Here is a 13879-nt window from a genome sequence, read left to right as displayed (position 1 = left end):
TTATAGTTAAAATGAGATATTGTGAGGTGATTTTTGTGTCTAAAATAAATGTGGAAGGATCAGAAATTAGCATTATTGCCATAGATAATAGAGATTATATTTCTTTAACTGACATGGTTAGAAATGTTGAAAATGGTGTGGCACTAATAGAAAAATGGCTAAGGAATAAAAATACAATTGAATTTTTAGGAATATGGGAAGAAATGTATAATGCGAATTTTAATTCCACCGAATTCGAGGGAATTAAAAATGAAGCAGGTTTTAATCGTTTTATTTTATCGGTTAAACAATGGGTCAATAAGACGAATTCTATAGGAATTGTTGCCAAAGCAGGAAGATATGGTGGAACATATGCACATAAAGACATAGCTTTTGAATTTGCGTCGTGGGTATCACCTTATTTTAAGCTCTATCTTATTAAAGAGTTTGAGCGCTTAAAGGAAGAAGAGCAAAAACAATTAGGTTGGGATATCAAGAGAAATTTAGCTAAGATAAATTACAAAATTCATACAGATGCAATTAAGAATAAACTTGTCCCTGAGAAATTATCAAAGGAAAGAATAAACTATATCTATGCAAGTGAAGCAGATATATTAAATGTAGCTTTGTTTGGAATGACAGCAAAAGAATGGCGTGAAAATAATCCAGAGTTAAAAGGAAATATGAGAGACTATGCTGATATATCACAATTAGTGTGTTTATCAAATCTTGAGAACTTAAATGCTGTTTTTATAAATGAGGGAATGGATGCAACTGAAAGGATAGAAAAATTAAATGCAATTGCTATTGAACAAATGAGGATTCTAACAGAAAGTGAACGTATAAAAAAGTTAAAATAATAGTTTTGTATATAAATTAGGCGATAGAAATATCGTCTAATTTTATGTAACAATTGCTTGACATTGTAGGGTAAGAGTACATTAGCAAATATTTTATTGAGAAGACTTGATTATAAAAATGGATCTGTGAAGTTTGATGATACAGAATTAAAATGCATAGATGAGGATGATTTTTATAGTAATATCTCATTGGTGAGTCAAAATGTGTTTTTATTTAATGATACTTTAAAAAATAATGTTTGTTTATACAATGATTACAGTCAGTCTGATTTTGAAAGATCTATTGAAAAATCAAAATTAAATAGTGTTATAGAGGATCTAGAAGAAAAAGAGAATACGGTTCTTGGAGAATATGGCACATCACTTTCGGGTGGAGAAAAGCAAAGAGTTAGTATATCTAGGGCACTTATTAAAAATTCATCATTTGTTATTATGGATGAAGCAACTTCATCATTGGATATCAAAACAGCGAGAGCTATTGAGAATACTTTATTATCTTTAAATCAAACTGTTTTAGTGATAACACATAGAATTGACGAGAGCATTCTGAAAAAATACGACAAAATATTTTTGTTAGAAGATGGAATAATTACACAAAGTGGAGATTATTCAGATATAAGTTATTTTAATGAGGTGTTATCATAATGAAAAACATTAGAGATTTATTAATTAAACAAAATTTAGGACAATTTATAGTATTCATTATAACCGCTATCTTAGAAATTCTAGCAGAGTTGTCATTTGCGTTTGCATTTAAGGTTATATTTGATTTGGCTACTGGAAGTACAGTTTATAGTGTGAAGGAAGTAGCGGCTATAATCATACTTTCGTTGATGTTCAAGATATTTACAACATATTTAATTGAAGTTCAAACAGAGAGAGTGAGCATTAAAGCTATGGAAGATTTTAAGTTAAATATGATGAGTTCATACTTAACAAAAGATAACGAAATGAAGACTTCAAATGTTTTAAATATAGTGACTGATTTATCTGAACAAATTTCTGAAATGTACATTAAACCTTTTTTGACTATTGTTAGAATGATTATAATGTTTATTGGAGCTGCAGTTGTAATCTTCATAAATCAAAAGTTTGTTTTATTGATAGTGTTCTTGGTGGGTTGGATTCCATTAGTTTATTCTAAGTTCTCCTCTTCAAAAACACAAAAATCTAGGGGAGAATATATTCAAACTAATGAACAATTCATTTCAAAGTCAAAAGAAATAGTGGATGGATACGATTTGATAAAATCTTTTAAGATTGAAAATAGAATTTTGAATATTTTTAAGAATCTAAATATAAAAAATGAAAATGCACGATATAATGCTGACAAAGATAGATCATTTTATTCAAGCATTTCAATTTCTATAAGTTCGATTGTGTATGTAGCGAGTCAATTAGCTGCATTTTCATTTGTAATATTTAAAGTTATAAGTGTTGGACAATTTATGATGGTGATACAACTATCTAACTTCGTTCAACAACCACTATCTGTGATTCCTGAAATGTATAGTGTTATGAAAAGTATGGAAGATCAAGTATCTTCTAAATTAAAATTGATTAATGAAACTAATAAAGATACAAGAAATTCAAAATTTGACTTTGATGACAAAATTTCAGTGAAAAACTTAGAGTACTCATATGGAGATAGCTTAGTATTAAGAGATATAAGTTTTGACTTAGAAAAAGGTAAGAAATATGCAATAATTGGAGAAAGTGGAAGTGGAAAGTCTACGTTAGCTAAGATTTTACTTGGAAGATTAGAAGATTACAAAGGAAGTATAAAAATAGGGCAAGACGAACTTAAAGATATCAATAGAAAATCTCTATACTCAAATATAGTTCCAGTTAATCAAGAGGTATTTATGTTCAATGATACGATAAAAGAAAATATTTGCTTATATAATGAATTTTCTGATGATAGAGTTGAATATGCAATACAAAAGTCAGAGTTATCCAAATTAATTGAATCTTTACCTAATAAACTTAATACTATTTACGGAGAAAATATGAGGGATTTTTCAGGTGGTGAAAAGCAAAGAATCAGTATTGCTAGATGTTTGATAAGAGATTGCGATATGATAATTCTAGATGAAGCCACTTCAGCACTTGATTTTAAAAACTCAAGATTAATAGAAAATACTATTCTTTCGTTGAAGCAAACAGCACTAGTTATTACTCATAAATTGGACGAAAAGATTTTAAAAAAATATGATGAAGTATTTGTCCTTGTTGGAGGAAAAATTGTTGAACGAGGAAAATATGAAGATTTAACTTATTTTAAATAACACATCTGTACCCATAAAATTATTTTAATTTGCTACTATGATTAGATGCAATTTGCATGTATTATAAAGGCGAGGTGATTTTAATGGATATAAATGAAAAATTAAAGGGCGGAGTAATAATGGATGTAATCAATGCTGAACAAGCGAGGATTGCAGAAGCAGCAGGAGCAGTAAGCGTAATGGCACTTGAAAGAGTTCCTGCAGATATTAGAGCTGCTGGTGGAGTTAGCAGAATGAGCGATCCTAAAATGATTGAGGAAATCATGAAAGCTGTCAAAATTCCAGTGATGGCAAAAGTTAGAATTGGTCATTTTGTTGAAGCGCAAATTTTGGAATCTTTGGGAATTGATTACATTGACGAATCAGAAGTTTTGTCTCCGGCAGATGACAAATATCACATCGACAAATCAAAATTTAACACTCCTTTTGTTTGTGGAGCGAGAAATTTATCGGAAGCTTTACGAAGAATCAAAGAGGGCGCCAAGATGATTAGAACAAAAGGTGAAGCTGGAACGGGAGATGTTGTCCAAGCTGTTACACATATGAGACAAATCATGGGCGAAATTTCATTGGTGAAGTCTTTGAAGGAAGATGAATTGTACGACAAAGCAAAAGAAATGGGAGTTTGCTTTGAATTATTGAAATACGTTCACGAAAATGGAAAATTACCTGTACTTAATTTTTCTGCAGGTGGAGTTGCAACTCCTGCTGATGCGGCGTTGATGAGACAATTGGGAGCTGAAGGTGTGTTTGTTGGTAGTGGAATTTTCAAAAGTGGAAATCCTAAAAAACGTGCCAAAGCTATCGTAAAAGCTGTAGAAAATTACAATAATCCTGATGTATTGCTTGAAGTGAGCAAAGATTTGGGAGAAGCAATGGTGGGAATTAACCCCGATGAGATAAAAGTCATCATGGCTAATAGATAAAACGAAATAAACTAAACAATGGCTACCTGAAAATTGGTAGCCATTTTTATGATATCATTTTCTTTAAATTCATTGTAATAGCTAGAAGTATTTACTATAATTATTAATGAAAGGGGTAGAAAATGAAAAAACTAACTACATCAAAATTTTTATTAGATAATAAATCTAAATTACAAGAAATTATAAAAAAATTGGAAACTGATTTCAAATACGTTTCTATTTTGGGTTGCGATGTTGATGGGGCAAGTTATTCTGTGACTACATCAGCAATTTCATTAAATCCATCTCCTGATTACCAAAGAGGATTTGTAATCAGAGTGTACACTGATTTGGGATTTAGTGAGTATTCATTTAACGAAGTAAATGTAGATGAAGTTTGCGAAAATGTCCGTAAAATCGCACTTGAAGATCGTAAAAAAATCGTCGAAGGCTTGGACAGAGTAACTTACGACAGACTTCCAAATGATGACGAAATTACAAAAGAAAGAATCACTGAAGTTGAAAACTTACCAGAACAAGATAATCCAGAAAAAATTATCACTACTTTGCAAAAAATTCACGACGAAGTTAAAGCGAAGTACGAAAAAATCGTTCAACTTTCTTTGAGATTGAATATTACGCAAGTTAACAAAATTTTCTTATCCAAAAATAAAGATTTGTACCAATCTTATGCTTATTCAACAGGATTTGCAATGGCGGCAGCAACTGATGGGAACAATACTAAAATAGATTTCATTTCTAGTTCTGGATTGTGTGGAAGTGAATTGATTTCTGAATTCGAAAAAGCAGCAGAAGATGCTTGTAGAAGAACTGAAGAATTACTTACAGCAGACAGAGTCGTTCCTGGAGAATACGACATAATTTGCGATCCTGATTTTACAGGATTAATCGCTCACGAAGCCTTCGGTCACGGGGCTGAAATGGATATGTATGTAAAAGAACGTGCAAAAGGAAAAGAATACCAAGACAAGAGAGTTGCAAGTGACAAGATAATCATGCACGACGGTGCGACTGCCTTCGATGAAGTGTCAAGCTATTTATTCGATGACGAAGGGAACTTGGGAAGAGATACTGTGATTATCGACAAGGGAATTTTGCGTCATGGAATGTGCGACGAATTGTCTGCGATTTTGTTGGGACAAGAATCCACAGGAAACGGCAAGAGAGAATCTTTCAAGAGAAAAGCTTACACTCGTATGACTAACACTTTTTTTGAAGAAGGTGAAGATTCCGTTGAAGATATGATTAAATCAGTTGACAAGGGATATTTGTTGGAAGGTTTCTCATCTGGAATGGAAGATCCAAAAAACTGGGGAATTCAATGCGTTGCAATGAAAGGCCGTGAAATCATAGATGGAAAATTAACTGGCAAAATCGTAAGCCCTGTTTATTTGACAGGATATGTTCCTGATTTATTGCAATCAATCACACAAGTTTCCAACGGACTTGTACTTTCTGGTGGAGGATATTGTGGAAAAGGCTGGAAAGAATGGGTTAAGACATCGACTGGTGGATCATACATTAAGGCAAAGGGGATTTTAAGTTAATGGAAAGATTAATAAATATATTAAAACAAAACGAAAAAATTACCGACTGGATAGTTGTCAACACTGTGTCCACATCAAACGAAGTATTTTTGATAAAAGACAAAGTAGACATGAACAGAAGTTGCGTGACTAATGAAACATCTGTAAGAGTGTTCGTGGATTTTGAAGAAAATGGCGACAAATTCAAAGGTGACAGCACAGTTGTGTTGAACTTAAGTGACAGTGACGATGAAATCAAAGAAAAAATCGACAGAACTGCTTTTGCAGCGAAATTTGTCAAGAACAAATACTACGAACTTCCAGAAAAAGAAGAAGGTTATGCCACTCTTAAAGACATCAAAGTGTGCGAAGATTTGACAGATAATTTCAAAAAAGTTCACGATGTTATCTACAAAGATTACGGCTACCAATCAAAAGTGAATTCTTGTGAGATTTTCGCCTACGAAAACCACAAGCATGTGGTTACATCAAAGGGCGTGGATGTAGAATATCCATCTAACAAGTTTACGTTTGAAATCGTAACTGATTGTAATGTTGGTGATGAACCTGTTGAAATATTCAACGGATATGATTTGACAAGTATCGATTATTCGAAAATCCAAGAAATTGTCGACAAACAACTTTTGGAAACTGAAAAAAGATCCAGCGCCGTTAGAAATGAAAAAATGGAAAATATGAGAGTGATTTTATCAAATGAAGCTGTCGAAGAATTCTTGTATTACTATTACAACCAAGCGAGAGATGCCATGATTTATCAACAAATCAGCTCTGCAAAATTAGGCGAGAGATTTTTCGGAGATAATCCAAAAGTAAACTTCAACATGAAAATCAATCCAACATTGGAGACATCAATCAACAAAAGACCTGTCGATTCAGAAGGTAAAAAACTTGTAGAATATGATTTGTACAAAAATGGCGTCGTAGAAAACTTGGTTACTAACGCAAAGTATAGTTATTATTTGAACGTAAAAAATATGGGACAATCACCAGTTTTCGAAGTGAGTGGTGGAGATATTTCTGTCGAAGAATTGAAATCACAAGATTACATTGAAGTATTGGCGTTCTCGTCATTCTTGATGGACAGCACTACGGGAGATTTCGGTGGAGAATTCAGACTTGCAAGGCTTGTAAAAGATGGTGTGAAATCATTCATAACAGGTGGTTCAATTTCATTAAATGTAAAAGAAGTTCAAGATTCTATGATTTTCTCAAAAGAATTGAAATCGCGTAAGAACAGCTTAGCACCAGCAGTTATTGCGTTTGATAATGTGACTATTGCAGGAAAATAAGGAGGTAAAATTGGAACAAAAAGATAAATTTGGCGTGTTGGAATTATATGCGTATTGTATTGGATATATTTTATTGATAACAATCTACAGATTTTTCAGAACAAATGAGTTTGATGCTGTAGGATTTTTGAAAATAGCAGCTACAATTTTTGTAGTAGCATCGGCTACGTTTGCAATTTTCAATAAAGGATCATTCGAGAAAACATCTTCTGATTACAAACTACCTATGATAATGATAACGGCTGTAGTGTCTATTCTAGTTTCAGTATTTATATTCTAAAAAAAAAGGTTTGAACATTGGAAATCCAATATTCAAACCTTTTTTAAATTCCGAGAACAAATTCGTCGTCGTTGTGAATTGTTTTAACCAAAAATCCCGATTTAACCAAGAAATAAGTCGTAGTTAATGTGGATAAAATATCAGACACTGGCATTGCAGACCATACGCCTGTAAGTCCGAAAAGTTTTGGGAAAATCAACATCAACGGCAACAAATAAATAAGTTGTCTTGTCATTGTCAATATGAAACCAATTTTTGGTTTGCCAATTGCTTGGAATAGTGACGAACCAATTATGGAATATCCAAGCATGAAAATCATCGAATTGTAAATTCTAAGTCCAGGAATTGCGATGTCCTTGATGACTGCATAATCTTCTGGTCTTGAAATAAAAATCTTCACCAACAAATCTGGTCTAAGCATAGTGAATGCCCAGTTCAAAACCATGTACACAGTTCCGGCTACAATAGCAATTCTCAAAGTGTGTTGAACACGTCTGTATTTGTGCGCTCCGAAATTAAATCCTAAAATTGGTTGGATACCTTGATTGATACCAAAAATCGGCATGAATGCAATTTGGGATACGCTGTAGATAACACTCATTGATGATGTCGCCAAGTCGCCACCGTAAATTTTAAGGAAATTGTTGAAAATAATATTAATACCACTAGCTACAAGTTGCATTGCGAATGGAGCAGAGCCCAGTGCAAAAATTTGCTTACAATAGTGCAAATCAAGCTTGAATGTTTCCTTTTTAAGTCTCAAAAGTGCGCGATCTGAAAGGAAATATCTCACAACCCAAATACAAGACAAAATTTGACCGATAATAGTCGCCCAAGCAGCACCTTTAACTCCCATTTTCATAGGGAAAATGAAGACATAATCCAAAATAATATTGCTGATTGCACCGATGAACATCGTAACCATCGCAGCCTTAGGATTGCCTTCTCCACGGATGAAGTTGTTCATCGCAAAACCAACCATTTGAAAAGGTGCACCATACAAAATAATTTTTCCATATTCATAAGCGTAAGGCATCAAAGTGTCACTTGCGCCGAAAATTTTCAAAAACCATTTTAAATTTAAAAGAAAAATCGCTGATATCAAAACCCCGAAAATAATAGACAGAACCATCGAAGTACCAAGTATGATTTCCGATTCTTTTTTCTTACCTTCACCGAATTTAATTGAAGAAAGGGAATTGCCACCCACACCAATCAACATTCCGAACGCCATCAAAAATAAAAAAATCGGGAAAATCAAATAAACGCCACCAATTGACATTTGATTTACACCGGCACCAAGAAAAATTCTATCTACAACATTATACAAAGCTTGAACCAACATCCCAATAGTCGCTGGAACTGAAAACTTCCAGATTAATTTCGGAATGGATTCATTGCCGAGAAGATTTGATCGTTGTTCGTTTAAATTTTCTATAATAATCGCCTCCTAATCAAAATAATACAAGTTATTATACATTAAAAAACAAACATAATCAATGATTTATAAAAAAATTCAATAAATAACTAAAGCAATTAAAATCTTATTATGATAATATAGAAGTAAGAATAATAATAAAAAGGATGATAACATGAAAATATTACACGTAATCGCACAACTTCCGAAACAAACAGGAAGCGGCGTTTATTTTACAAACGTAATTCAATTTATGCAACAAAATCATGAAAATGCTGCTATATTTGGAATACAAGACGACATCCAACTAAATTTGGATGAAACAATCAAAAAATATCCAGTGGAATTTAAAAGCGAAAAGTTGAACTTCCCAATAGTTGGAATGAGCGATGAAATGCCCTACGATTCCACAAAATACAGCGATATGACACACGATATGATTGAAGATTGGACAAATGAATTCACAAAACAATTGAAAAAAGCAAAACAAGAATTCAATCCAGACGTCATCGTATCTCATCATTGTTGGATGCTAAGCAGTCTCGTGTTAGATATTTTCGATGAAACTCCTGTTTTATTACTAAATCATGGAACCGACATCAGACAAACAAACCTAAACCCAGAATTATTTATGACTTGTGTGGATAATTTAAACCGCGCACAAAAAGTTCTAGCGCTAAGCAAAAAAGACGTAGAACCAATCTCTGATATATTTGGAATCGACAAAGAAAAAATCGTTGTAATGGGTGGAGGCTACAACAGCGACATATTCTACAGAAGAAAAGAAGACCCACAAAACGACAGAATCAAATTATTGTTTGCAGGGAAATTATCACACGCAAAAGGAGTTTACGAACTTTGCAAAGCCTTCAAAAAACTAGAAGAAAAATACGATAATTTGGAATTAACACTAGTGGGAGATGTCGATATAGAAACAAAAGTTGAGTTGTGGGACAACACAGGAAACTCACTTCACTTTGATTTGCACAACACATCTTGTCAGAAAAAACTCTCCAATAAAATGAGAGATTCAGACATCTACATTTTGCCAAGCTATTATGAAGGATTGGGACTCATTGCAATCGAAGCCTTGGGTTGTGGAATGAGAGTCGTAGTCACAGAAATAGAAGGACTAATCGAAACGTTAGGCGATGAAATAAATGAAAGTAGCGCAATTGAATTTGTCGAAATGCCACGACTCAAATCAATCGATGAACCTTATGATTCAGAAATCGAACCATTTGTTGATAGATTAGCAAAAGGAATTGAACAACAAATAATCAGAGTACAAAACAAAGAACCAATACCAGAAAAAATTCACGATTTAGTATTAAAACATTCTTGGGATCACATAATGCTTGAAATCGAGAATGAGTTGGTGGAGATTGCAAATTTACAATAGAATATAAAATTTACTGAATGCAGCTTTTAATTTATTAAGAGCTGTTTTTGTGTATATAAGATTGCTAAAAGTAACGTATAAAATTTTAGCTAGCTCAATATTATGTGTTTGAAGATATTGATAAGCACGAAACTTTTTTTAAAATTAATTTGATAACAAATATCATTGAAAAGAAATTGAGATTATAGTAAAATAAAAGAGTTCTTTAGATGATAAAGAATATCATTATTAATTTAATAGGAGGTTCGTATGAACAAAAAGAAGATTATTTTTTCTTTGGTTTTTGTATTTGCTTTGATTTTTGGATTAAATATTAATTCCAATGCAGCTGATGACAAATATACAGCGGATGATTTTGAAATTGTGGGAGATACTGTATACGGTTTTTCGAAAAGCGGTGTGCAAAAGCTAAAAAGAAATCGAAATGTTGTGCTACCAACAAAAAGTAAAGAAAATGTAGCTTTGAAAAAAATAGCAAGTTTTGCTTTTGTCTACAATAAGAGTAGTGCGATAGATGAGTATACTCAAAGAGAAGGCGAAAATGGAGAGGTTAACAACTTAGATGTTGATGGAAACGAAATTAAAAAGCTTGGAGAAGATTTCAAGCAATTAGACATAGAATCTGTAGAGATTCCTGAAGGATATACTTATATTGGGCAAGATGCTTTTGAAGAAAATAGTAATATTAAAAGCGTTAATTTACCAAAGACCATCACTAAAATTAGTGATTATGCATTTGCACATCTAAGTTTAAAGACTATAAAATTACCGGATAATTTGGAATTTTTGGGAGAACAAGTATTTTTTGATAACCAAATAGAAGGCAAACTTATTTTACCTAAAAATTTAACAAATTTAGGAGAAAGAGCATTTAAATCTAATCAAATTACAGAATTAGAATTTAATTGTGAAAAATTAGAAACTATAAAAGAACAAGCTTTTCAAGATAATAAAATTAAGCAAGTGAAGCTTCCAAATAGTGTGAAAAAAATTGATATTGGTGCGTTTAGTGGAAATTCTGGCGATGAAAACTACGCGATGAAAGTTGTGCTTTTCTCAAATGGAAATGTGGACAACAAGGATTCTTCTTCTATTGTAAACCCGACAGAAGAAGATAAGACAACTTCAGTAGATGTGGATAGTTCAAAATGGGATGAAAAAGATTTTGTATTTGATAAAGGCAAGGTTCTTGGATTTTCTAGTATCGGAAAATTAAAAGTTCGTGAAAACAAAAATCTTGTAATTCCTGAAAAGAATGGGAAATATGTTGTTGATGAAATTGGAGATGATGCTTTTCGAAATGTGGATTTTGAAAATAGTAGTTTGAATAAGTACGATTTACAAAGCGTAAATCTTCCGAAAAATGTGAAAAAAATCGGGAAATTTGCATTTCAGTCTAATTATTTGACAGAATTTGAAGCACCTGAGGCTCTGAAAATCATTGGAGACGGAGCATTTATGAATAACAAGATCGAAATGCTTGAATTAGGCGAAAATACTGAAATAATTGGAAGTAGTGCGTTTCATATTAATAAATTATTTGCAATAGTGATTTATCCAAATGTTAGAGAAATTGGAATTTCAGCTTTTAGAAATAACGATGCACAAAATGTAATGTTTATGGGCGATAAAGTTGAAAAAATAGGAGAAATGGCTTTTTGTAATAACAAAATATCTGAGTTGGATTTGAGTTTATTAACAAAATTAAAAGAAATATCTGTTCAAACTTTTTACAAAAATAGCATTACAAAGGTTACAATGCCCGGAAATTTGGAAAGTGTAAAAGAAGAAGCATTCAGATACAATAATTTAAAAGAGATTGATTTTTCGGATAAAATCAAAGAGATAAGATTTAACGCATTTGACGATAACAAAGTTGAGGATAACTACAAAAAAGTTTTAGTTAGAATTAAGGGAAAAACACTAGCTGATGGAAATAATTTTGTTGTTAATCCTGAAGAAACTACGAAAAACAAAGATGATTTGAAAAAAGTTTTGGATGAATTAAATAAGTTAAATTTAACAGAACTCAGAGATGATACTCAAAAGCAATTTGAAGATATGAAGGCTGAATGTGAAAAGCTGTTAAAACAAGACAAATTATCTGAGGGTGCGAAGTTAAAGTACATCCATGATACTCAGTTTTTTATAAATCGCTATAAGTTAGACTCATTAATTAAAAAAGGAGAATTAACGATTAAAAATCATCCACAAAATTCTGGGATTTTGAAAGATAAACTTGAATACGCAAAAAAATCTTATAACAATTCAGCTGTTGTGGATAATAAATTAACTCGTTTAACAAAAGAATTACAAAATCTTATTAATATTGTTGAAAACAAAGGGAACATGGCAAATTCAATAATGAAACAAGGTCATTTTGAACTTAAAACGCCACTTCCAATTCCACCTTATCATATTGGGGTGAATGTTTATTTCGATAAAAACGGAAAAATTTTGTATGTACTTGATATGTCATATACTATTGGAAAAGGCCAAAAAGACGAGTACGGAAATGATATTTTAAATGTCGATGAAGATAATGAAGGTTATCACATGTTGGCTTTAGAAACATTGGATGATTATGAAGGGCTAAATTATTCAGATATTTTGAAATCAAATATAGATAGTCTTGGAAAAATAAGAAAAGTTGATGATAGAGCAAAATACCATAGGGAAGGAATTTTCAATGCAATAAAAGATGCTTGCAAAGATTTTGAAAAAGAAAAATCAACAAAACCAGATAATCCTGGCAAAGACAATCCAACAAAACCAGATAATCCTGGAACAGTAACACCAACACCAAGTGTTCCATCAGAAACACCAGCAGAACCACAACAAAAAGTTACAACAAGAACAGCTGGAGCTGACAGAATACAAACAGCAGTAGAAGTATCCAAGAAATACTACAACACAGATGAAACAGTAATCGTATCAAACTACGAAAAATTCGCAGACAGCTTATCAGCATCAGCATTATCAAAACAATTAAAAGCACCAATCTTGTTAGTACAAAAAGATAAATTAGATTCAGTAGTAGCACAAGAAATCAAAAGACTTGGCGCTAAGAATGTAATCGTAGTAGGTGGAGACCACTCAGTTGACAAAGCTAAAAACAGCCTATCACAATACAACGTTAGAACAATAGCAGGAGCAAATCGCTACGAAACAAGTGCAAAAATCGCACAAGAAGTAATCAAACTAACAGGAACAAAGAAAGCTGTAATAGCAAGTGGAGAAACATTCGCAGACGCATTAACAGTAGCACCACTCGCAAACAAAAACAACATGCCAATACTACTAGTACAACAAAACAACATACCACAAGAAGCAAAAGAAGTATTGAAACAAATTGAAGAAGTAATAATTGTAGGTGGAGAAAAGACAATCTCCAAAGAAGTAGAACAACAACTACCAAACCCTACAAGAATAGCAGGAGCAAACCGTTACGAAACAGCAAAGAAAATCTACGAATACGGCTTCAAAGACAGATTAGAAGTTAACATCGCAAACGGAATAGTTCCAGCAGACAGCTTAGTAATAGGCTCAATAGACTGCCCAATATTATTAGTAGAATCAAATGAAATTCCAGAAGCAACAAAACAAGCATTCGAAGAAGCAAAATTTGAAAAAGTTAATGTATTTGGTGGAGAAAACTCAGTAAATGAATCAATAGTAAAAGAATTGATTAAGTAAACTAAACGCAGCACATAAAAATAATGTGCTGCGTTTTCACTAAAAAACAAAAAACATAATCTCTACTAATTTGAACATAATTAGTACACATTCATAGTCTATTATATAAGTATAAACAAAGTAAGTTTAATCACAAGAAACAATCTCCTCCCTTAATATTGTTTTAACCTTAGATTAAACTGGAGACCACTCAGA

9 protein-coding genes and 1 pseudogene are annotated in these 13879 nt (G+C 32.2%); 9 read left to right on the top strand and 1 reads right to left on the bottom strand.

The features are described from left to right. Positions 1–35: 35 nt before the first annotated feature. The 7 genes and pseudogenes from ABDJ34_RS06705 to ABDJ34_RS06675 all read left to right on the top strand — a co-directional run bounded on the left by ABDJ34_RS06705 (position 36) and on the right by ABDJ34_RS06675 (position 7169). On the top strand, positions 36–839 hold the full coding sequence (locus ABDJ34_RS06705) for a KilA-N domain-containing protein (protein ID WP_002842397.1): 804 nt from the start codon (positions 36–38) through the stop codon (positions 837–839). Between the two features lie 81 nt (positions 840–920). After that, positions 921–1484, top strand: a pseudogene (locus ABDJ34_RS06700) (ATP-binding cassette domain-containing protein); the annotation flags it as partial. Continuing rightward, positions 1484–3127, top strand: a complete 1644-nt coding sequence (locus ABDJ34_RS06695; protein WP_412701817.1) for an ABC transporter ATP-binding protein — start codon at positions 1484–1486, stop codon at positions 3125–3127. The pseudogene ABDJ34_RS06700 and the gene ABDJ34_RS06695, both read left to right, overlap by 1 nt. Before the next feature lie 83 nt (positions 3128–3210). Beyond that, positions 3211–4053, top strand: coding sequence for a pyridoxal 5'-phosphate synthase lyase subunit PdxS (gene pdxS / locus ABDJ34_RS06690; protein WP_412701816.1), 843 nt, complete (start codon positions 3211–3213; stop codon positions 4051–4053). A 122-nt stretch (positions 4054–4175) separates the two neighbouring features. Then, positions 4176–5600: a TldD/PmbA family protein gene (locus tag ABDJ34_RS06685; protein WP_412701815.1), complete on the top strand. Its 1425-nt coding sequence runs from the start codon at positions 4176–4178 to the stop codon at positions 5598–5600. Then, on the top strand, positions 5600–6889 hold the full coding sequence (locus tag ABDJ34_RS06680; protein WP_412701814.1) for a metallopeptidase TldD-related protein: 1290 nt from the start codon (positions 5600–5602) through the stop codon (positions 6887–6889). The genes ABDJ34_RS06685 and ABDJ34_RS06680 overlap by 1 nt, the downstream gene beginning before the upstream one ends. 10 nt (positions 6890–6899) lie before the next feature. Continuing rightward, positions 6900–7169: a hypothetical protein gene (locus tag ABDJ34_RS06675; protein ID WP_412701813.1), complete on the top strand. Its 270-nt coding sequence runs from the start codon at positions 6900–6902 to the stop codon at positions 7167–7169. 43 nt (positions 7170–7212) lie between these two features. On the opposite strand, the gene ABDJ34_RS06670 is transcribed toward ABDJ34_RS06675, so the two are convergent. Beyond that, positions 7213–8547: an MATE family efflux transporter gene (locus ABDJ34_RS06670; RefSeq protein WP_412701839.1), complete on the bottom strand. Its 1335-nt coding sequence runs from the start codon at positions 8545–8547 to the stop codon at positions 7213–7215. A gap of 214 nt (positions 8548–8761) precedes the next feature. On the opposite strand from ABDJ34_RS06670, the gene ABDJ34_RS06665 reads away from it, so the two are divergent. Then, on the top strand, positions 8762–9988 hold the full coding sequence (locus tag ABDJ34_RS06665; protein WP_412701812.1) for a glycosyltransferase family 4 protein: 1227 nt from the start codon (positions 8762–8764) through the stop codon (positions 9986–9988). A gap of 249 nt (positions 9989–10237) precedes the next feature. Beyond that, positions 10238–13684, top strand: a complete 3447-nt coding sequence (locus tag ABDJ34_RS06660; protein WP_412701811.1) for a leucine-rich repeat protein — start codon at positions 10238–10240, stop codon at positions 13682–13684. Positions 13685–13879 lie beyond the last annotated feature (195 nt).

It is taken from the genome of Finegoldia dalianensis (genome assembly GCF_046255015.1).
GTDB classification, from domain to species: Bacteria; Bacillota; Clostridia; order Tissierellales; family Peptoniphilaceae; genus Finegoldia; species Finegoldia magna.
This window is presented reverse-complemented; position numbering and strand designations above follow the sequence as displayed.